General features: G+C 71.1%; 15 protein-coding genes, 1 pseudogene and 1 riboswitch. Of the genes and pseudogenes, 9 read left to right on the top strand and 7 right to left on the bottom strand.

The window, feature by feature from the left end; translation table 11 throughout:
* Positions 1–14: 14 nt before the first annotated feature.
* Positions 15–1,628 (bottom strand): acyl-CoA carboxylase subunit beta, encoded by a 1,614-nt coding sequence (locus tag V6M57_RS13155; RefSeq protein ID WP_332815502.1) that lies wholly within the window; start codon positions 1,626–1,628, stop codon positions 15–17.
* Positions 1,629–1,870: 242 nt separating this feature from the next.
* Here V6M57_RS13155 and V6M57_RS13150 point away from each other — a divergent pair, with 242 nt between their 5' ends.
* A complete protein-coding gene (locus V6M57_RS13150) occupies positions 1,871–3,661 on the top strand; it encodes an acyclic terpene utilization AtuA family protein (RefSeq protein WP_332815449.1) in 1,791 nt (596 codons plus the stop codon).
* Here the strand turns inward: V6M57_RS13150 and V6M57_RS13145 are convergent.
* Complete coding sequence (locus tag V6M57_RS13145; protein WP_332815448.1) at positions 3,658–4,473, bottom strand: helix-turn-helix domain-containing protein; 816 nt, start codon at positions 4,471–4,473, stop codon at positions 3,658–3,660. The genes V6M57_RS13150 and V6M57_RS13145 overlap by 4 nt on opposite strands.
* Complete coding sequence (locus V6M57_RS13140) at positions 4,473–5,270, bottom strand: crotonase/enoyl-CoA hydratase family protein (protein ID WP_332815447.1); 798 nt, start codon at positions 5,268–5,270, stop codon at positions 4,473–4,475. The genes V6M57_RS13145 and V6M57_RS13140 overlap by 1 nt, the downstream gene beginning before the upstream one ends.
* 120 nt (positions 5,271–5,390) lie before the next feature.
* Between V6M57_RS13140 and V6M57_RS13135 the strand changes: the two genes are divergently transcribed.
* The 6 genes from V6M57_RS13135 to V6M57_RS13110 all read left to right on the top strand — a co-directional run bounded on the left by V6M57_RS13135 (position 5,391) and on the right by V6M57_RS13110 (position 12,122).
* On the top strand, positions 5,391–6,266 hold the full coding sequence (locus V6M57_RS13135; RefSeq protein WP_332815446.1) for a branched-chain amino acid ABC transporter permease: 876 nt from the start codon (positions 5,391–5,393) through the stop codon (positions 6,264–6,266).
* Positions 6,267–7,343, top strand: coding sequence for a branched-chain amino acid ABC transporter permease (locus V6M57_RS13130; RefSeq protein ID WP_332815445.1), 1,077 nt, complete (start codon positions 6,267–6,269; stop codon positions 7,341–7,343).
* The gene (locus tag V6M57_RS13125) at positions 7,340–8,140 is read left to right on the top strand and encodes an ABC transporter ATP-binding protein (RefSeq protein WP_332815444.1); all 801 of its coding nucleotides are present in this window, start codon (positions 7,340–7,342) and stop codon (positions 8,138–8,140) included. Before V6M57_RS13130 ends, V6M57_RS13125 begins: the two co-directional genes overlap by 4 nt.
* Positions 8,137–8,922, top strand: a complete 786-nt coding sequence (locus V6M57_RS13120; RefSeq protein WP_332815443.1) for an ABC transporter ATP-binding protein — start codon at positions 8,137–8,139, stop codon at positions 8,920–8,922. The genes V6M57_RS13125 and V6M57_RS13120 overlap by 4 nt, the downstream gene beginning before the upstream one ends.
* A 151-nt stretch (positions 8,923–9,073) precedes the next feature.
* On the top strand, positions 9,074–10,930 hold the full coding sequence (locus tag V6M57_RS13115; RefSeq protein WP_332815442.1) for an AMP-dependent synthetase/ligase: 1,857 nt from the start codon (positions 9,074–9,076) through the stop codon (positions 10,928–10,930).
* Positions 10,931–10,955: 25 nt separating this feature from the next.
* Positions 10,956–12,122, top strand: coding sequence for an ABC transporter substrate-binding protein (locus tag V6M57_RS13110; RefSeq protein WP_332815441.1), 1,167 nt, complete (start codon positions 10,956–10,958; stop codon positions 12,120–12,122).
* A gap of 59 nt (positions 12,123–12,181) precedes the next feature.
* Here the strand turns inward: V6M57_RS13110 and V6M57_RS13105 are convergent, their stop codons facing one another.
* Positions 12,182–16,555: an ATP-binding protein gene (locus V6M57_RS13105; RefSeq protein ID WP_332815440.1), complete on the bottom strand. Its 4,374-nt coding sequence runs from the start codon at positions 16,553–16,555 to the stop codon at positions 12,182–12,184.
* Between the two features lie 274 nt (positions 16,556–16,829).
* Between V6M57_RS13105 and V6M57_RS13100 the strand changes: the two genes are divergently transcribed.
* Positions 16,830–17,144: a hypothetical protein gene (locus tag V6M57_RS13100; protein WP_332815439.1), complete on the top strand. Its 315-nt coding sequence runs from the start codon at positions 16,830–16,832 to the stop codon at positions 17,142–17,144.
* Between the two features lie 6 nt (positions 17,145–17,150).
* Positions 17,151–17,879: pseudogene (locus tag V6M57_RS18540) on the top strand (alpha/beta fold hydrolase); the annotation flags it as partial.
* A 48-nt stretch (positions 17,880–17,927) separates the two neighbouring features.
* Here V6M57_RS18540 and V6M57_RS13095 read toward each other — a convergent pair.
* From V6M57_RS13095 to V6M57_RS13085, 3 genes are all read right to left on the bottom strand, one after another.
* A complete protein-coding gene (locus V6M57_RS13095) occupies positions 17,928–18,743 on the bottom strand; it encodes a sulfite exporter TauE/SafE family protein (RefSeq protein WP_332815438.1) in 816 nt (271 codons plus the stop codon).
* A 518-nt stretch (positions 18,744–19,261) separates the two neighbouring features.
* Positions 19,262–19,579: a cell division protein ZapA gene (locus tag V6M57_RS13090; protein ID WP_332815437.1), complete on the bottom strand. Its 318-nt coding sequence runs from the start codon at positions 19,577–19,579 to the stop codon at positions 19,262–19,264.
* Between the two features lies 1 nt (position 19,580).
* Positions 19,581–19,793: a DUF904 domain-containing protein gene (locus V6M57_RS13085; RefSeq protein ID WP_332815436.1), complete on the bottom strand. Its 213-nt coding sequence runs from the start codon at positions 19,791–19,793 to the stop codon at positions 19,581–19,583.
* 37 nt (positions 19,794–19,830) lie between these two features.
* Positions 19,831–20,099: riboswitch (cobalamin riboswitch) on the top strand. This riboswitch is flagged as partial in the annotation.

Below are 20,099 nucleotides of genomic sequence, written 5' to 3'. Positions count from 1 at the left end.
GGCTCTCCTCTTCGTCACGGCCGCGCCACCGAGAACTGCATGGCCTGCGGCCGGCGTGCCTCGGCTTCGCGGCAGATCGCGAACACCTCGGCCAGCACCGCGCGGGTATCGCGCGGGTCGATCACGCCGTCGTCCAGCAGCCGCGCGCTGGTGGCGAACACGCTCATCTGGCTGTCGAAGCGCTCGACGATGCGGCGCTCGAGCTCGTCCAGCCTGGCCTCGTCCACGGCGCCCTTGCGCCGCATGGCGGCCTCGGTGACCATGCGCATGGTCTGCGCCGCCTGCTCGCCGCCCATCACCGCGGTGCGCGCGTTCGGCCAGCTGAAGGCAAAGCGCGGCGCGAAGCCGCGGCCGCACATGCCGTAGTTGCCGGCGCCGTACGAGGCGCCGCAATGGACGGTCACCTGCGGCACGCCGGCGCTGGTCACGGCCTGGATCATCCTGGAGCCGTGCTTGATCATCCCGCCCTCCTCGTAGGCCTTGCCCACCATGTAGCCGGTGGTGTTCTGCAGGTAGAGCAGGGGCGTGCGCGACTGGCAGCAGGCCTGGATGAAGTGGGTGGCCTTGCTGGCGCCGGCGATGTCGATCGGTCCGTTGTTGGTGACCACGCCGACCGGCCAGCCTTCCAGGCGCAGGTGGCCGCAGACGGTGCCGGGGCCGTAGTTCGCGCCGAACTCCAGGAACTCCGAGCCGTCGGCCAGCCGCGCGATCAGCTGGCGCATGTCCACCGGGCGCTTCAGGTCCGCCGGCATGAGGCCCAGCAGCTCCTCGCGGTCGTGGCGCGGTGGCTCGAAGTCGCGGCGGGCCGGCGCGGCGCGATCCCAGTCGATGCCCGCCAGGATGTCGCGCGCGATGCGCAGCGCGTCGCGGTCGTCCTCGGCCAGGTAGTCGCCCAGCCCGGAGACCGAGGTGTGCATGACGGCGCCGCCCAGTTCCTCCTCGGTGGCGATCTCGCCGGTCGCGGCCTTGAGCAGCGGCGGGCCGGCCAGGAAGGCGCGCGAGCGGCCGCGCACCAGCACGATGTAGTCGGACAGGCCGGTCTGGTACGCGCCCCCGGCCGTGGATGAGCCATGGGTCACGGTCACCACCGGCAGGCCCGCCGCCGACAGGCGCGCCAGGTTGCGGAAGGTGCCGCCGCCGCGGATGAAGTCCTCCACCCGGTACGCCAGCAGGTTGGCGCCGGCCGATTCGACCAGCTGCACGTAGGGCAGCTTGTTCTCCAGCGCCAGTTCCTGCACCCGCAGGATCTTGTCCAGCCCCATCGGCTGCAGCGCGCCGGCATCGATGCCGGCGTCGGACACCAGCACCATGCAGCGGATGCCGCTGACGAAGCCGATGCCGGCGATCACCCCGCCGCCCGGCACGCTGCGCGCCGGGTCGGGCGTGTCCAGGCCCAGGCCGGCCAGGGTCGCCAGCTCGAGGAAGGGCGCGCCGGGGTCCAGCAGCAGCGCCAGCCGGTCGCGCGGCAGCAGCTGGCCGCGCTGCTCGAAGCGCTGGCGCGAGGCCGCGGACCTGGCCTGGGTGCGCTGCTCGCAGTCGCGCACCTGCTGCAGCAGGCCCAGCATGTGCTCGCGGTTGGCGGCGAAGGCGGCGCTGGAAGGAGCGAGGGTGGATTCGATGACCGGCATGCCGGGGGCAGCGTAGCGCCCGCCCTGCCGGCCGTCTTGCGCCAACTGGCTGGCGCACCACCTGGGCAGCCGGAAGGCGAGCGGGTAGCTCTGCTGGGTGGGGCGCACGTTGGCCAGCCCGAGGTCCGGGGCTCGAAGTCGAGCCAATGGGCCGGCCGCGGTGCGTGCCCGGCGATGACGATGGGGTCATCGGCAGCCATTCCACGCAAGCGCCGTCCGGGCGGCGGCGCTACCCTCGCGCCATGGACAAGACCGTGCGGATCGGCGGGGCCTCGGGCTTCTGGGGCGACAGCAGCGTGGGGGCGCCGCAGCTGGTGGCCGGGGGCGCCATCGACTACCTCGTCTTCGACTACCTGGCGGAAACCACGATGGCGATCCTGGCGGCGGCGCGGGCGAAGCAGCCGGAGCGGGGCTACGCCACCGATTTCGTCGACGTGGCCATGAAGCAGGTGCTGCCGCAGGTGATGCGGCACCGCATCAAGGTCGTCAGCAACGCCGGCGGCATCCACCCGCACGGCTGCGCGCAGGCGCTGCGCGCGCTGGCCGCATCGCTGGGCCTGTCCCCGCGCATTGCCGTGGTCGAGGGCGACGACGTGGCGGCCCTGCTGCCGGCCCTGCGCGAAGCGGGCGTGCGGGACATGTTCACGGGCGAGCCGCTGCCGGCCCGGGTGCTCAGCGCCAATGCCTACCTGGGCGCCTTCCCGGTGGCGCGGGCGCTGGCGGCCGGCGCCGACATCGTGATCACGGGGCGCGGCGTCGACAGCGCCGTCACGCTGGGACCCCTGATCCATGAATTCGGCTGGTCGCCGCTGGACTACGACAGGCTCGCCGGCGGCAGCCTGGCCGGCCACGTCATCGAATGCGGCTGCCAGGCCACCGGCGGCCTGTTCACCGACTGGGACCAGGTGCCGGACTGGGCACACATCGGCTACCCCATCGTCGAATGCACGGCCGACGGTGCGTTCGAGTTGACCAAGCCACCCGGCACCGGCGGCCTGGTGCGGGCGGCCTGCGTGGCCGAGCAGATGCTGTACGAGATCGGCGATCCGGGGGCCTACCGGCTGCCGGACGTGGCCTGCGATTTCCGGCAGGTGCGCATCGAGCAGGCCGGCGGCGACCGGGTGCGGGTCACGGGCGCGCGCGGCCGCGCCCCGGGGATGCACTACAAGGTGTCGGCGACTCGCCCGGACGGATACCGCTGCGCCGGCTCGCTGGTCATCGTGGGGATCGATGCGGCCGCCAAGGCCCGGCGGACCGCCGATGCGATCCTGGCGCGCACGCGCGCACTGCTGGCCGAGGCGGGCCTGGGCGACTACACGGCCACGCACGTGGAACTGCTTGGCAACGAGTCGCTCTACGGCCCCCATTCGCGCGCGCCGGCCGCCCGCGAGGTGATGGTGCGCATCGTGGCGGACCACCCGGACAAGCGGGCGCTGGAGCTGTTCGCGCGCGAGATCGCGCCGGCCGGCACCTCCTGGTCGCCCGGCACCACCCTGCCGGCCGGCGGGCGGCCTTCGCCCTCGCCGCTGCTCAAGTCCTTTTCCTTCCTGCTCGACAAGCGGCAGGTGCCGGTGCGCGTGGTGCTGGACGGACAGGTGCTGCCGGTGGACCTTGTGGTGCAGGAGGAGGGCCCTGCGCCCGAGCCGCTGCCCGCGCCGCCGTCCTGGCGCGATCCGCCGGGCCAAGCGCTGGTGGAGGTGCCGCTGGTGCGGCTGGCCTGGGCGCGCAGCGGCGACAAGGGCGACCTCTCGAACATCGGCGTGATCGCGCGGCGTCCCGAGTGGTGGCCACTGCTGTGGGACCGGCTCACCCCGGCGGTGGTGCAGGCGCATTTCGTGCACCTGGTGCAAGGCCCGGTGGAGCGCTTCCACCTGCCCGGCATCCATGCGATGAATTTCCTGCTGCAGGGCGCGCTGGCCGGTGGCGGGCCGGGCTCGCCGCGGTTCGATCCGCTCGGCAAGGGCTTCGCGCAGATCCTGCTGGACCTGCCGGTGTGGGTGCCGGCGCCGGTGGCTGCGCAGGCGGCTGCCTAGGCGGGAGCCCCCTGCGCGATCACGCGCAGCTTGCGCGACCCCGCCACGATGTCGCGCGGCTTGAGTCCGTAGCTCTGCCGGATCGAGTGGCTGAAGTGGCTGGAGTCGGGATAGCCGATGTCCAGCGCCAGGTCCACCAGCGGCGGCGCGCTGGTGACGTGGTGCAGCAGGCTGCGCGCGCGTTTCCAGCTGCGCAGGCGGCGGAAGGGCACGCCGGCCTGCTCGCGGAACAGGTGCAGGAAGCGCGAGAACGACAGGCCGGCCTGGCGGGCGCATTCGTGCGCGGAGAGGGCGGCGGACGGCTCGGCCCGCAAGCGCTCCAGCACGGCCGCGATGCGGGGGTCGAGCGCGCGCGGCGCCAGCGGGGCGCCGAAGAACAGGGGATCGAAGTCGGCGGGGCGCAGGCCGAGGTCGGCGCCGGCCGCGACCATCCACGCATGGCGCTGCCGGACGCGGGCCGCGAAGTCCGGCGCGTGGACCGCACCCGAGGCGCGCAGCAGTTCGGGCAGCGCCTCCGGGTCCACCGTCTCGGGCTCCACCAGCAGCCCGATGGCGTGGCGGCCATCGCAGGCGACCCGGTAGGGCGTGCCCGGCGGGACCACCGCCACCTCGGCGGACTGCCAGGGCCCGCCGGCCACGCACACCTTCAGCGGCGCCTCGACGGCGACGTGCACGGTCAGGCAGCCGCGCGTGTGCATCGAGGGCTCGCCCAGCAGACCGGCGTAGAACACCCGCCCCGGCGTGATCCACATCATGCGCTCCGCGCTCGCCAGCCGGCGCGGGAAAAGGACCCGGGCGGTGGCGCAAGGCATCACCCGAATTCCCCGTGCCGGCCTTCGCCGGCCGCGAACCGCAGCGCGCCCTCGAGCCCCTCGGCCATGCAGGGCGCCCCGCCCAGCCACTCCTGGTGCAGCGCCTGCTGCAAGGGCAGGCCCCACTGGCGGTAGGCACTCAGCCGGTCGGCGCGCAGCGTCGCCTGCGGGAAGGCGGCGATCCGGCGGGCCAGTTCCAGCGCGGCTTCGCGCGCCTGGCCCGGAGGGACCACCCGGTTGCACAGGCCCATCTGCAGCGCCTCGGCGCTTTCCACCTTGCGGCCGGTGAGCAGCAGGTCCATGGCGCGCCCCATGCCGATCAGCCGGGGCAGGCGCACCGTGCCGCCATCGATCAGCGGCACGCCGAAGCGGCGGCAGAACACGCCGAAATAGGCATCCTCCTCCATCACGCGCAGGTCGCACCACAGCGCCAGCTCCATCCCGCCGGCGACCGCGGCGCCGCTGACCGCGGCGATCACCGGCTTGGACAGCAGCAAGCGCGTGGGCCCCATCGGCCCGGCGGGGCTGGAGTCGTCCGGTGCGAAATCCAGGTCCCCGAAGACGTCGCCGGCCTGCGCCGCCAGCCTCGCGCCGTATTGCAGGTCCCAGCCGGCGCAGAAATGCCCGTGGTCGCCGTGGAAGACCGCCACGCACGCCTGCTCGTCCGACTCGAAGGCGAGGAAGGCCTCGTGCAGGCGGGTGGCGGTGTCCTTGTCGACCGCGTTGCGCACGTTTCGCCGGTCCAGTGTCACGAGGGTGACTGGCCCTTGCTTGTCGATCCGCACGGCGCTTTCCATGCGGGCATTAGACAGGGCGCCGCACGCCGCCGCAATCGCGGCCTCTCCGGACGAACCCTGTAGGGTTCGCGCCCCTGCACGGCTATAACCGGCGCGACAAGGAAAGGGACGCGGGGCGCAGTGCAATTCCTCCAACTGGTGATCAGCGGCATCGCGCAAGGGTGCATCTACGGGCTGATCGCGCTGGGCTTCGTGCTCATCTACAAGGCGACCGAAACCGTCAGCTTCGCGCAGGGCGAGTTGATGATGCTCGGCGCGTTCGGCGGATTCGCCGCCCTGGCCTTCATGGGCGTGCCGTTCTGGCTCGCGGTGATCGCGGCGATCGCCGCCATGGGGCTGTTCGGCGTGCTGCTCGAGCGCCTGGTGATCCGCCCCATCCTCGGCCAGCCGGCGTTCTCCATCGTGATGCTGACCATCGGCATCGGCTACGTGGCGCGCGGCGCGATCACCATGATCCCGGGCATAGGCACCGAGACGCACACGCTGGCCGTTCCCTACAAGAACCAGATCTGGAAGCTGGGCGGTTTGGTGATCAACGCCGAGCAGGTGGTGGTGATCGTTGCAACCGCGGCGCTGTGCGCGCTGCTCTATGCCACCTTCCGCTACAGCAAGGTCGGCATCGCGATGCAGGCGGCCTCGCAGAACCAGCTCGCGGCCTACTACATGGGCATCCCCGTGCGCCGCCTGAACAGCCTGGTGTGGGGGCTGGCGTCCGCGGTCGCCGCCATTGCCGGCCTGCTGCTGGCGCCCATCACCTTCGTGCACGCCAACATGGGCTTCATCGGCCTGAAGGCCTTCCCGGCCGCGGTGGTCGGCGGCTTCGGCAGCCTGCCCGGCGCCATCGTGGGCGGGCTGATCATCGGCATCGTGGAATCGCTGTCCGGCTTCTACCTGCCCGAAGGCTTCAAGGACATCGCCGCCTACATCGTGGTGCTGCTGATGCTGGTGGTCATGCCGAACGGGCTGTTCGGCGAAAAGCTCCGGAAGAAGGTCTAGATGCGCTTCGTTTTCAAGACCGACTACGCCCAGGACATCCGCCTGGCCCAGCACGGCGGCCATGCGTTCTGGTATGGCCTGCTGGGGCTGGTGCTGGCCGCCGCGCCCTGGCTGCTGTCGGAGTACGTGCTGGCGCAGCTGACCTTCGTGCTGATCTACGGCATCGTGGGCCTGGGCCTGATGCTGCTGGCGGGTTTCACCGGCCTGTTCTCGCTGGGGCATGCCGCCTTCTTCGGGGCCGGCGCCTATGCGCAGGCGGTGCTGACCAACATGGGCTGGCCGTTCCCGCTGGCGATGGCCGTGGCCGGCCTGCTGTCCGCCGCGGTGGGCGTGGTGGTGGGGTTGCCCGCGCTGCGCGTCAAGGGCATCTACCTGGGCATTGCCACGCTGGCCTTCGGCTTCATCGTGGAAGAGGGCTTCGCCCGCTGGGAGTCGGTGACCGGCGGCAACTCGGGGCTTGCGGTCGACGTGCCCAGGGCCTTCGGCTGGGCGGCCGACGGCGCGACCTCGTTCTACTTCGTGTGCCTGGCCACCGCGGTGCTGGCCACGCTGGCGTGCCGGAACCTGCTGCGCGCGCCCACCGGCCGCGCCTTCGTGGCCATCCGCGATTCCGAGATCTCGGCCCAGGGCATGGGCATCCACCTCGCGTACTACAAGACGCTGAGCTTCGCGATTTCCGCGGCGCTGGCCGGCATCGGCGGCGCCCTCTACGCGCACCAGATCCGCTTCCTCTCACCCGACCAGTTCAACATCATCCAGTCGATCGACCTGCTGCTGATGGTGGTGATCGGCGGGCTGGGGTCGCTGCATGGCGCCTTCCTGGGCGCGATCTTCCTGATCGGGCTGCCGCAGGCGATCTCGGCCGTGAAGGACTTCCTGCCCGAGGCGATCGGCAACGCGCCGGGCCTGAAGGCGGTGGTCTACGGGGCGGTGCTGATCGCGTTCGTGCTGTTCGAGCCGCTGGGCCTGTACGGCCGCTGGCTGAAGATCCGCACCTGGTTCCAGCTGTTCCCCTTCTACCGCCAGGGCATGTTCCGGCGGCAGAAGTCCTTCCAGAAGTCAGAGAGGCTGAGGTGAGCGACGTCCTGCTCTCGGCGAAGAACCTGTCGGTGCGTTTCGGCGGCGTGCTGGCGGTCAACGACGTCAGCTTCGAGGTGCGGCGCGGCGAGGTGTTCACGCTGATCGGGCCGAACGGCGCCGGCAAGACCACGGTGTTCAACCTGATCAGCCGCATCTACCAGCCCACCGGGGGCGCCATCGAGTTCGACGGGCGCCCGCTGACCTCCCAGCCGCCGCACCGCATCGCCCAGCTGGGCATCGCCCGCACCTTCCAGAACATCGAACTGTTCGAGCATGCGACGGTGCTGCAGAACCTGCTGATCGGCCGCCACACGCACCGGCGCACCGGCCTGTGGGCCGACCTGCTGTTCACGCCGAAGGCGCGCGCGGCCGAGATCGAGGCGCGCGGGAAGGTCGAGCGCGTGATCGACCTGCTGGACCTGCAGCACCACCGCGAGTCCATGGTCGCGGGCCTGCCCTATGGCGTGCGCAAGGTGGTGGAACTGGCGCGCGCCCTGTGCACCGAGCCCACGCTGCTGCTGCTGGACGAGCCCTCGTCCGGCCTGAACGTGGAGGAGACCGAGGACATGGCCTTCTGGATCCAGGACATCCAGAAGGAGCTGGGCATCACCGTGCTGATGGTGGAGCACGACATGGCGCTGGTCTCCCGCGTGTCCGACCGGGTGCTGGCCATGAACCAGGGCGAGGTGCTGGCCATGGGCACGCCGGCCGAGGTGCAGGCGCATCCCGGCGTGGCCGAAGCCTACCTGGGCTCGGTGGAGGACGTGGCCTCGCTGCGAAGGGTGGCGGCATGACCGGGCCAGGCGATGTCCCGGTGCTCAGGCTCGCCAACGTGGAGTCGGCCTACGGCCCGGTGAAGGCGATCCGCGGCGTCAGCCTGCAGGTGCGCCGCGGCGAGATCGCCACCGTGCTGGGCTCCAACGGCGCCGGCAAGACCACCATCCTCAAGACCATCTCGGGGATCATCGACCCGCTCAAGGGCCACGTGGAGTTCAAGGGCGAGAACATCACCGCACGCGACCCGGCCGAGGTGGTGCAGCTGGGCCTGTCGCACGTGCCCGAGGGCCGCGAGGTGTTCCCGCTGCTGTCGGTGCGCGACAACCTGGCCATGGGCGCCTACACGCGCAGCGACAAGGACGGCATCGCGCGCGACCTCGAGGCCGTTTACCACTACTTCCCGATCCTGAGGGAGCGCGCCGGCCAGGACGCCGGACTGCTGTCGGGCGGCCAGCAGCAGATGCTGGCGATCTCGCGCGCCATCATGGCCGCGCCCGAGCTGATCCTGCTCGACGAGCCCAGCCTGGGCCTGTCGCCCCGGCTGACCAAGGAGATCTTCGAGATCGTGGTGCGCATCAACCGCGAGCGGGGCACCACCATCCTGCTGGTGGAACAGAACGCCAACATGGCGCTGAACGCCGCCGACTACGGCTACGTGCTGGAGAACGGCCGCATCGTGATGGAGGACACCTGCGCCCGCCTGCGCGAGAAGGAGGACATCAAGGAGTTCTATCTCGGGATGAAGGAAGCCGGGGCGCGCGGGGAGCGGCGGTGGAAGAAGAAGAAGACGTGGCGATGAAGGCAGATCCGTGTCATTGCGGGCTTGATCCGCAATCCATCCCCGGCGCTTTGGTCGCGCGCGATCGACCTTCGGGCGAGGGATGCCCCCGGATCGAGTCCGGGGCAGGCTCCGTCGAGCCCGGCATGGCGGGGAACGGGGCTGATCGACCATGAGCAACCTCTGGGACCTCTCCCGCATCCAGCCCCGCACCGAGGTCGTGCTGGAAGGCGACACCATCCCCGCGCTGTTCTGGAACGCGGTGGCGCAGCGCGGACCGCAGGTCTGGCTGCGGCAGAAGGAGCTGGGCATCTGGCGCAGCCACACCTGGTCGCAGGTCGGCGAAGCGGTGCGCGAGATCGCCGGCGGGCTGCTCGCGCTCGGCTTCCGGCGCGGCGACACCGCCTCGATCCTGTCCAACACGGTGATGGAATGGGTGCTGTCCGACCTGGCCGTGCTGTCCTGCGGCGGGGTGTCCAACGGCATCTACCCGACCGACGCGGCCAACCAGGTGCAGTACCTGTGCGAGGACTCCGGCACCAGCGTCCTGTTCGTCGAGGACGACGAGCAGCTCGACAAGGCGCTGGCGGTGCGCGAACGCCTTCCCGCGCTGCGCAGGATCGTGGTGTTCGACATGGAGGGCCTGCGCGACCTCGACGACCCGGCCGTGATGAGCCTGGCCGCCTTGCGCGAGCAGGGCCGCGCCTGGAACGCGCAGCACCCGAACGCGGTGGCCGAGCGCTCGGCCGGCTGCAAGCCCGGCGACCTGGCGATCCTGGTCTACACCTCCGGCACCACCGGCAAGCCCAAGGGGGCGATGCACAGCCACCAGGGGCTGGTGTACGAGGCGCGCGGCCTGAACACGCTGATCGCGCGCACCGGGCAGGACGAGTGCATGTGCTTCCTGCCGCTGTGCCACATCGCCGAGCGCATGGGCGGCGAGTACTTCTCGCTCTACACCGGCGCCAAGCTCAATTTCGTCGAGAACCCGGAGACCGTGCCGGAGAACGTGCGCGAGATCGCGCCCACCGTGTTCACGGCGGTGCCGCGCGTGTGGGAGAAGTTCTATTCCGGCGTGGCCATCGCGCTCAAGGAGGCCACGCCGCTGCAGCGCGCCGCCTACGCCTGGGCGATCGGCGTGGGCCGCGAGATCGCCGACCGGGTGCTGGCAGGCCGCTCCGTCGGGGCCTGGCTGAAGGTCCAGTTCACGCTGGCGCGCTGGCTGGCGCTGGACAACGTGCGCAAGCTGATCGGCATCCACCGCGCCCGCTTCCTGGTGACCGGCGCCGCGCCGATCTCGCCCGAACTGGTGAAGTGGTACCTGTCGCTGGGCGTTCCGATGCTGGAGGTCTGGGGCATGACCGAGACCTGCGGCGCCTCCACCGGCGTGCCCGCCAGCCGCATCAAGCCCGGCTCGATCGGTCCGGCCGCCGGCTTCAACGAGGTCCGGCTGGACCCCGCCACCGGCGAGATCCTGGTGCGCGGGCCGAACGTGTTCATGGGTTACCTGAACCAGCCGGAGAAGACCCGCGAGGCGCTGGATGCCGACGGCTGGCTGCACACGGGCGACGTCGGCACGGTCGACGCCGACGGCTACTTCCGCATCACCGACCGGATGAAGGACATCATCATCACGGCCGGGGGCAAGAACGTGACGCCGAGCGAGCTGGAAAACGAACTGAAATTCTCGCCCTACATCACCGACGCCGTGGTGATCGGCGACCGGCGTGCCTACCTCACGGTGATCGTCATGATCGACCAGGAGAACGTCGAGAAGTACGCGCAGGACCGCGACGTGCCCTTCAGTAATTACGCCAGCTTGACACGTGCACCCGAAGTCCAAGAATTGATCCAGGCCGAGATCGATCGCGTCAACGCCCGGTTCGCCCGGGTCGAGCAGATCAAGAAATTCTTCCTGCTGGACACGCAGCTCACCGCCGAAGACGAGGAGCTCACGCCCACCATGAAGCTCAAGCGCAAGCTGGTGGAGAAGAAGTACGCGCCCCAGATCGAAGCGATGTACCGATAGCCAACCGACCCGAAGGAGAAAAAGCATGAAACGCAAGCTCGCCGCCGCCGCGGCCCTCGCCCTGGCGGCCGGCCTCGCCGGCGCGCAGAACAGCAACCAGGGCGTCACCAAGGACGAGATCGTCCTGGGCTCCATCCAGGACCTGTCGGGGCCGCTGGCCGGCTTCGGCAAGCAGGTGCGTTTGGGCATGATGCTGCGCGTCGACGAGCTCAACGAGCAGGGCGGCATCAACGGCCGCAAGGTCCGCCTGATCGTCGAGGACTCGGGCTACGACCCGCGCAAGGCGGTGCTGGCGGCGCAGAAGCTGGTCAACCAGGACAAGATCTTCGCGATGGTGGCGCACATCGGCACGGCGCAGAACATGGCGGCCATGCCGGTGCAGTTCCAGAAGAACGTGATCAACTTCTTCCCCGTCACGGCGGCACGCGAGATGTACGAGCCGTTCCACCGCCTGAAGTACTCGTTCGCGGCCACCTACTACGACCAGATCCGCATCACCCTGCCCAAGCTGGTGAAGGAGAAGAACGCGAAGAAGGTCTGCACCATCTACCAGGACGACGAGTTCGGCCTGGAGGTCATGCGCGGCGGCGAGGCGGCGCTCAAGACGCTGAACATGGAGTTCGCCGAGAAGACCACCTTCAAGCGCGGCGCCACCGACTTTTCCTCGCAGGTGGCGCGCATGAAGGCGGCCGGCTGCGAACTGGTGGTGCTGGGCACCATCATCCGCGAGACCATCGGCACCATCGGGGAGTCGCGCAAGACCGGCTTCAATCCCACCTTCCTGGGCTCCAGCGCCGCCTACACCGACCTGATCCACAAGCTGGGCGGGCCGGCCATGAACGGGCTGTACGCCACCATGACGGTGCAGCATCCCTACCTGGACGAGGCCTCGCAGCCGATCCGCTTCTGGGCCAACAAGTACAAGACGAAGTTCAACGAAGACCCCACCGTGTTCTCGGTCTATGGCTACAACGCGATCGACGCCTTCGCGCAGGCGGCGTCCCGGGCGGGCGGACAGCTCACCACCGACAGCTTCGTCAAGGTCATGGACAGCATGAGCTACCCGGCCGACATCTTCGGCAGCGCGCCGGCCAGCTACGGCCCGAAGAAGCGGCTCGGCAACGACCTGTCGCGCCTGTCGCAGATCCAGGACGGCAAGTGGAAGGTGATTTCCGAGTACGTCAAGCCCTGAGCGCAAGGGCCTGACCCGCGAGCAAGGCCGGGCGCTGCCCGGCCTTGTCGTTCCTGCGCCTAGGCCGCGACGGACGACCCGCTGACCCGTGCCAGCAGCGCTTCCAGCGCGTCGATCTCGGCCGGCTTGACCATGTGCTCGTCGAAACCGGCTTCGCGGGTGCGCTGGCGGTCCTCGGCCTGGCCCCAGCCGGTGAGCGCGACGATGTGCATCCGCGACCGCTGCGGGTGCCCGGCGAGGCGGCGCACGACCTCGTAGCCGTCCATGCCGGGCATGCCCAGGTCGAGCAGCACCAGCCGCGGGGTTTCCTGCTGCGCCGCCGACAAGGCGTCCGGCCCGCCATAGACCACGCGGGTGGTGGCGCCCATCATCTCCAGCATCGCGCCCAGGCTGTCGGCGGCGTCGCGGTTGTCGTCGACCACCAGCACCGAGGGACCCTGGGCCTCAGGGTGCGGCGCGGCCGGCTCGGCGGCGGGGGAGGGCGCATCGCGGTCCCGCGGCGGCAGCACCGGGAGGCGTACCGTGAAGGTGCTGCCCTGGCCGGCCCCCTCGCTCTGCGCGCCCACCACGCCGCCGTGCAGCTCCACCAGGCTGCGCACGATCGACAGGCCGATGCCCAGCCCGCCCTGGGCGCGCGCCGCCGAGCGGTCGGCCTGCACGAAGGGCTGGAACACCTCCTCCAGCATCTCGCGGGCCAGGCCCATGCCGTTGTCCTGCACCTGCACCACGGCCTGGTCGCCGTCGGTCCATGCCGCCAGCGCGATGTGGCCGCCGGGGTCGGTGTACTTGGCGGCGTTGTTCAGCAGGTTGGCGAACACCTGGCCCAGGCGCAGCGGGTCGCCGTCGACCTCGACCGCGGCCACCCCCTCGATGTCGACGTGCAGCGAATGGCGCGCCGCGTCCAGCACCGGTCGGCTGGTCTCGGCCGCGCCGGCCAGCACTTCGTGCAGCGACAGGCGGCCGCGCTGCAGCACCACCTTGCCGGAAGTGATGCGCGAGACCTCCAGCAGGTCGTCGACCAGCCGCACCAGCTGGTCGATCTGCCGCCGCATCATGGCCTGCACCCGGGCGCCGCCGTCCGGGCCGCCGCCCAGTTCGAGCAGCTGCACGCCGTTGCGCAGGGGCGCGAGCGGGTTGCGCAGCTCGTGGGCCAGCGTGGCGATGAACTGGTCCTTGCGCCGCTCGACCTGCTGCAGCGCCGCCAGCGCCTGCGCCAGCGCCTCCGCGGCTTCGCGCTGGCGCAGCTGGACCTGGGCGCGCTCGAAGGCTTCCCAGCAGCGTTGCGCGGCCGCCTGCACCAGCGACACCTCCGACTCGGTCCAGGTGCGTGGTTGCCGCTGCTGCACCGCGATGCCGGCCACCAGCCGACCAGCGCGCAGGATGCCGGACGAGAGGTTGGCCGCCGTGTGCTGGGCGCGGTGGGGTTCGCGCCGGCCGGCGATGCGCGGATCGGTTTCGACGTCGTCGACCACGAAGGCCCGGCCGGCCCGGTACAGGGCGAGCTGCTCGCCACCGAACGCCTTCAGGCTGACCTGCCCGAGGATCGATGGCATGCCTTCGCGCCGGTACTCGCCGCGGATGTCCATGCTGTCCTCGTCCTCGTCCACCAGCACCCAGCAGCAGCGGTCGGCCTGCAGGTGTTCGGCCAGGGCCCGCACGGCGGCATCGAGCACCGACTCGGGGTCGGTGAAGCGCTGCATGAGTTCGCCGAACTCGGCCAGGAAACGCTGCTGCGACTCGCTCTCGCGGATGCCGCGCTCCATCAGCCGCGATTGCAGCACGTCGTGGAAGGAGCAGGCCAGCCCGCCGGACGCCAGCGGATAGGCGCCGACCTCGAACCAGCCGGCCAGCGGGTCGTACGGCCCGTCGATGGTCAGCGCGACGCGCTCGCGCATGGCGCGCCGCAGCGGCTCCTCGAACGCCGAGCCGAGCACGCTCGGGAACAGTTCCCAGTAGCTGCGCCCGAGCATGCTCTCGCGCGAGCGGCCGAAGATGCCTTCGGCGGCACTGTTGACGTAGGTGAAGCGCCATTGCCCGTCGACCGCGACGAAGGCGTCGGTGATGCTCTCCAGCAGGTCCTGGATCTCGGTGCGCAGGGCGTGCTCGCGCTGCAGGCCCTCGCGGCGGACCTGCGCCAGCCGCAGCGTGGCCGACAGCCGCGCGAGCAGCTCGCGCGCGTGGAAGGGCTTGACCAGGAAATCGTCGGCGCCGGCGTCCAGCGCCTGCAGGCGCGCGGCATGGCCGGCGTGGGCCGACAGCATCACCACCGGCAGGGCGGCCGTGGAAGGCTCTTCGCGCAGCCGCCGCAGCAGGCCGAAGCCGTCGAGGCCGGGCATCATCACGTCGGTCAGCACGAGGTCGGGCTGGCGCGCGGCAATGGCCTGCAGCGCCTGCCAGCCGTCGCCGACCACCTGCACCTCGTGCTCCTGCCCGATCAGGTTGGCCAGGTAGTTGCGCATGTCGGCGTTGTCGTCCGCCACCAGCACCAGCGCGCGGCCCCAAGCCGGCTGCGGGTCGGGCTCGGCGACCCCGAGCGGCGCGAAGGCGGAGTCCACCGGCAGCTGTCTGCCGTCCGCTTCCGGCCAGCCGTCGACTTCGTCCAGCCAGCCGCGCGGCGGCTCCAGCACGGGCGGCTCGCCCGCGGCCTCGACCTGGTCGGCCGGCAGGTGCGCGCTGCCCCAGGGCAGTTCGACGCTGAACGTGCTGCCCTCGCCGAGGCGGCTCTGCGCCTGCACGGTGCCGCCGTGCAGGCGGGCCAGTTCGGCCACCAGCGCCAGGCCGATGCCGGTGCCCTCGATGCTGCGGCCGCGCACGCCTTCGACGCGGTAGAACCGGTCGAACACATGCGGCAGCGCCTGCGACGGAATGCCGACGCCGGTGTCCGATACGTCCAGCCGCACGCCGCCCCGCACCGGGCGAAGCCGCACCTCCACGCGGCCGGCCAGCGTGTACTTGATCGCGTTCGACACCAGGTTGAAGACGATCTTTTCCCACAGGCTGCGGTCCACGTAGACCGGCTTGGGCAGCGGCTCGCAGCGGATGTCCAGCGCCAGCCCGGCGCGCGCGGCGGCCGACTGGAAGAAGGCCGCCAGCCCGGCGGTGTGCGCGGCCAGGTCGAGCGGGCGGAAGTGCGCCTGCACGCGCCCGCCCTCGAAGCGCGAGAACTCCAGCAGCGTGTTGACCAGCCGCTGCAGGCGGTGGGCGTTGCGCTGGGCGACGCGCAGCGAATCGCGCACCGGCGGCGGCAGCACGCCGGCATCGAGCAGGTCGCCCACCGGCCCGAGCACCAGCGACAGCGGCGTGCGCAGCTCGTGGCTGACGTTGGAGAAGAAGACCATCTTGGCGCGGTCCAGCTCGGCCAGCGCGCGCGCGCGCTCCTGTTCCACTTCGAAGCTGCGGGCCGTTGCGATCGCGCTGGCGACCTGTTGCGCGAGCAGTCCCAGGTAGTCGCGGTAGTCGCCGTCCAGCGGACGGTGCGGATTCAGCCCGGCGACCATGAAGCCGGCGGGAACGCCCGGCGCGGAAGCCGGCAGCGGCAGCACGATCGCGTCCTGCACAGGGCCGGGCCAGGGCCCGGCCGGCACCTCGGCGTGCGCGCCCAGCCCGGGCACGAGCAGCGGCTCGTGCCGCTGCGCGACCGCCGCGAGCGGCCACGGGCCTTGCGGCGAGTCGAAGCGGATCTCCGGCACGGCCAGCCGGGCGTCGTCCACGCCGGCGCACGCCGCCAGCCGCGCGGTGTCGCCGTCCTGCAGGTAGAACAGCACGAACGGCAGGTCGTGCGCGTTGCCGGCCAGCGCGCGCGCCGCGCTCTCGCAGGCCTCGCGCGGGTTGCGTGCGTGCAGCGGCGCCGCCGCCAGCTCGCTCAGGCTCCTGAGGCGCCGTTCGCCCAGCACCCGCCCGGTCTCGTCGGCGCAGGCACAGAAGACGCCACCGACCTCGCCCTGGTCGTCGAAGCAGGGGCTGTAGGAGAAGGTGAAATAGGTTTCCTCGGCGAAGCCCTTGCGATGCAGCATCAGCCGCACGCGGTCGTTCCAGGTCGATTCGCCGCGCTCCATCACCGCATCGATCTGCGGCCCGATCACCGGCCAGATCTCGGCCCAGGTCTCGCGCGCGCTGCGTCCCAGCGCCCAGGGGTGGCGCGACCCCATGAAGGCGGCGTTGGCGTCGTTGTAGATGGCGATCAGCCGCGGGCCCCACCACACGAACATCGGGTAGCGCGAGCCGAGCAGCAGGCGCACCGCCGTCTTCAGGCTCTGCGGCCACTGCTCGGGCGGGCCCAGCGGGGTGGACGCCCAGTCGTGCGCCGAGACCAGCGCCGCCAGGTCGCTGTCGGCGATCGATTCGGCCTTGGCGGTGGGACCCGACAGCAGCGATCCGCCCGCCGGCACGGCGTGGACGGAGGTCGCTTCGGGCAGGCCCGTGGGTTCGGTCATGGCGTGGTGTGAAGGCGCTGCTTGATGCCCCAGCCGCTGCGAAGCCGCTTTTGTCTGCCGATTGCGACGGCTTGTCAAACGCCGAGCCAGCTCGCGCCCGGCGGGCGGAAGAGCTGGCGGCGGCCCCTTGCTCGGCGAGGCCCGCAGTCTAGGCGCGATGCAGCTCTGCCTTGAGGTATCTCTGTGCAACCGGGGCAGGGTGCCCGCCGGTGCCGTCCTACGGTGCGCCGGGGCCAGCGCGCCTAGCATGGGGCAACCCTTCCGCGAGAACGCCATGGCTGATCCACGAACCGCCGGAACCGGCCCCATCGACCTGAGCGAATCCGTTGCCGGCGAGGAAGACCCGGGCTCTTCGATCGAGATCGGGTCGCGCAGGCCGGCGTCCCCGGGTGCGGCGCAACCGTCCAGCGGTGCGCAGGCGTCCGGGCCGACGCCGCCGATGGCGCCCGGCGACGAGGCGCCGCCCGGCACGCCGAGTACCGGCGAGGATCTCTGCCGTGCCTGCGGCGGCACGGGCCAGCTCAACGGCGGCCCCTGCCCCGAGTGCGAGGGCACCGGCAAGGTGGTCCGCGGCATCGGCGGGGCCTGAGCCGGGGTGCTGCTGCCTCGATCGCTGCCGCGCCGGCGCCGACTGGCCTTGCCGGGCGGTGCGCTGGAATACGTGCTCTCGGGCGACGGCGCGCCGGCGCTGGTGCTGCTCAGCGGCGCCGGCGTCACCCTGGAGGGCTGGGGCCGGCTCTATCCCGGCATCGAGTCGGTCGGCCGCACGCTGGCCTGGAACCGTTGCGGCGCCGGCGCCAGCACGCCGGCGCGCAGGCCCCAGCCGGCCAGCGCCGTCGTGGCCTCGCTGGGCGAGTTGCTGGCGGCGCTGGCCGTGCCCCCGCCCTATCTGCTGGTGGGCCACTCGCTCGGCGGCCTGCATGCCCAGCTGTTCGCGCGGCGCCACCCGGCGCAGGTCGCGGGCGTGGTCCTGCTGGACGCCACGCATCCCGGCGATCACGAAGTCTTCGAAGGGCACGAGAGCCGGCTGGCCCGGGCGCTGGCGCAACTGCTGTCCGTGCCCCAGCGCCTGCTGCGCGCCAACCTGCGATCGGAGATCGAGTGGATCGGGCAGTCGGTGCGCGAGGTCGAGTCCGCCGGGCCTTTCCCGCCCGTGCCCCTGGCCGTCGTCAGCGGCGGCCGGGAACCGCCGACCTGGCTGGTGCCGGCCGAGGCGTTGCGGCGGAGAAAGGCGCGCCAGCGCGAACTGGCCCAGCTGTCGCCGTTGGGCCGGCAGGTGGTCGCGCGGCGCAGCGGGCACTTCCCGCAGCTGACGCAACCCGAACTGGTGCTGCAGGTGCTGCGCGAGGTGGCGCAGCAGGCGCGCGAGGCCTCAGCCGGCCAGCCCCTTGTAGAGCATGTAGGCGGCGAGCGAATAGAGGATGGTGGCGAAGAGGCGCTTGAGCTTGCCGACCGGCAGCGCGTGGGCGGCGCGGGCGCCGAGCGGCGCCGTGCTGACGCTGCCCAGCGCGATGACCACCAGCGCCGGCAGCCAGATGTAGCCGAAGGAACCCGGCGGCAGGCCTTCGACCCGCAGCCCGCTGGCCACGTAGCCGGCCACGTTGGCCACCGCGATCGGGAAGCCGAGCGCGGCCGAGGTGGCGACGGCGTTGTGGATGGCGACGTTGCACCAGGTCATGAACGGCACGCTGATGAAGCCGCCGCCGGCGCCCACCAGCCCTGAGAGGAAGCCGATGGCGCCGCCCGCCGCGACGGTACCGGCGGTGCCGGGCATCTGTCGCGTGGGCTTGGGCTTCTTGTCCAGGAACATCTGGGTGGCCGAGAAGCCGACGAAGGCGGCGAAGATGACCGCCAGCACGTCGCCCTTGAGCAGCGCGAACACGCCCAGGCTGCCCACCATGCTGCCGATCACGATGCCGGGCGCCAGCCGCTTGACGAGGTCCCAGCGCACCGCGCCGCGCCGGTGGTGCGCGCGCACGCTGGATACCGAAGTGAAGATGATGGTGGCCATGGAGGTGGCGATCGCCATCTTCACCGCCAGCTCGGGGCCCACGCCGCGCTGCCCGAGGATCAGGGTGATGAACGGCACCATGATCATCCCGCCCCCGATGCCCAGCAGCCCCGCGAGAAAACCGGTGGCCAGGCCGAGCGCAGCCAGTTCGAGGATGAGGGGAAGAGCGAGATCCATGCCGTACTTTTTCCACGCCTTTGCGGCGCACCGGCGAGATTGTCGCTGAGCTTGCGCGGCGATCTGGAGACTTCCAGATCGCCGCTGCGGGTCGCGCGGAATAACATGCAGCGCGACCCCTCCATGACGGCGAAGACCGGATTCACTCCGGCCTTCGTCATCTAGCTGGAAAACCGCTCAGAAAACGCGCAGCGTTTTCTGAGCGAACGTAGCGGGGTGTCTGCAGTTGCCACCGGACCGGCATCCTGAACCGGGGGTTCAGGTGGGCTAGGTCAACCAGGCGTTGGGATCATCTGACGCGAGACGTTCACGCTCGCCAGGTATGTTCCAGGCCCGAGCTCGATGAGCATTGGTTCAAGGAAATATAAAGCCCGGCACGCACTGCAGACGGAAGTCATTCTAGGGGCTGGTCCGCGCCGGCGGGGGCGTCCGGCGCAAAACACCGGCGCACCGCGGAAAAAGGCCGTCGAGCTTGACAGGATCGATGTCGTCCGCGCTTGCCGGACGCGGGTGGGCGCTCAGATCAAGCGTCCATCGTTGCCCAGCGCGCGATCGAGCCGTTCCAGCAGCAGCGCCAGGCGCGGATCGGGCTCGCCTTCGCCCCGCGGGCGGGCGGGCGGCGCGATGCCGCGGTCGGCCACGTCGAAAGCCAGGTTCAGCGCGGCGAGCACCGCGATGCGGTCCCTCGCCTTGACCTTGCCGGCATCCCGGATGCGGCACATCGCCGTGTCGACCTTCTCGACCGCCTCCAGCAGGCGGCCCTCGCCACCTTCCGGGCAGCCGAGCAGGTAGCTCTGGCCCATGATCTGCACTTCGATCTGCTTGGTCGCGGGCATGTCAGGCCGCCGAATTGATGCCCGGCAGGCGCTCGAGCAGCGCGTCGACGCGCGCGCGCGCCGCCGACAACCTGGACTTGAGCGAATCGCGCTCCTGCGTGAGCACGTCCAGCTGCTGCTGCAAGAGCGCGTTGGTGCGCTGCAGCTCCTCGTAGCGCACGAGCAGGCGTTCGACGCGCTCGGCGACCTGATCGACCTGGGAAGCAGTGGCCATGGCTGTAAGGGATTGTAGGGTTGGGGCCGCCCTTGCGCCTAGAATCGCCGGCGTTGGTGCTTGCGGTGTGGTTCGCATGCCGCAGTTCAACGGGAAGCAGGGAGCCTGCTCCGCCACGCGCCGCGCACCGCGGCGCGCACCTGGAGCGAGCCAACCTGCGCTGCCCCCGCAACGGTAAGCGGAGGCGCCTGCCCGCGCAGGCGCCCGCTCCATCACAGCAGCCACTGGCGCGCGTGCCGCAACACACGCCGCCGGGAAGGCGATGGAAGCGTCCTCCGCCAGCCCGGATACCGGCCAACGAGGTGG

The organism is Ramlibacter sp. (assembly GCF_036676645.1).
Classification (GTDB): domain Bacteria; phylum Pseudomonadota; class Gammaproteobacteria; order Burkholderiales; family Burkholderiaceae_C; genus Ramlibacter.
The sequence above is the reverse complement of the archived record's forward strand: the minus strand, read 5'-3'. Positions and strand labels throughout refer to the sequence as shown.

Bases quoted from the DNA above. Each gene is read 5' to 3' on its own strand.
- V6M57_RS13155 (WP_332815502.1), bottom strand. From the start codon at position 1,628: ATGCCGGTCATCGAATCCACCCTCGCTCCTTCCAGCGCCGCCTTCGCC.
- V6M57_RS13150 (WP_332815449.1), top strand. From the start codon at position 1,871: ATGGACAAGACCGTGCGGATCGGCGGGGCCTCGGGCTTCTGGGGCGAC.
- V6M57_RS13145 (WP_332815448.1), bottom strand. From the start codon at position 4,473: ATGCCTTGCGCCACCGCCCGGGTCCTTTTCCCGCGCCGGCTGGCGAGC.
- V6M57_RS13140 (WP_332815447.1), bottom strand. From the start codon at position 5,270: ATGGAAAGCGCCGTGCGGATCGACAAGCAAGGGCCAGTCACCCTCGTG.
- V6M57_RS13130 (WP_332815445.1), top strand. From the start codon at position 6,267: ATGCGCTTCGTTTTCAAGACCGACTACGCCCAGGACATCCGCCTGGCC.
- V6M57_RS13120 (WP_332815443.1), top strand. From the start codon at position 8,137: ATGACCGGGCCAGGCGATGTCCCGGTGCTCAGGCTCGCCAACGTGGAG.
- V6M57_RS13115 (WP_332815442.1), top strand. From the start codon at position 9,074: ATGAGCAACCTCTGGGACCTCTCCCGCATCCAGCCCCGCACCGAGGTC.
- V6M57_RS13110 (WP_332815441.1), top strand. From the start codon at position 10,956: ATGAAACGCAAGCTCGCCGCCGCCGCGGCCCTCGCCCTGGCGGCCGGC.
- V6M57_RS13105 (WP_332815440.1), bottom strand. From the start codon at position 16,555: ATGACCGAACCCACGGGCCTGCCCGAAGCGACCTCCGTCCACGCCGTG.
- V6M57_RS13100 (WP_332815439.1), top strand. From the start codon at position 16,830: ATGGCTGATCCACGAACCGCCGGAACCGGCCCCATCGACCTGAGCGAA.
- V6M57_RS13095 (WP_332815438.1), bottom strand. From the start codon at position 18,743: ATGGATCTCGCTCTTCCCCTCATCCTCGAACTGGCTGCGCTCGGCCTG.
- V6M57_RS13090 (WP_332815437.1), bottom strand. From the start codon at position 19,579: ATGCCCGCGACCAAGCAGATCGAAGTGCAGATCATGGGCCAGAGCTAC.
- V6M57_RS13085 (WP_332815436.1), bottom strand. From the start codon at position 19,793: ATGGCCACTGCTTCCCAGGTCGATCAGGTCGCCGAGCGCGTCGAACGC.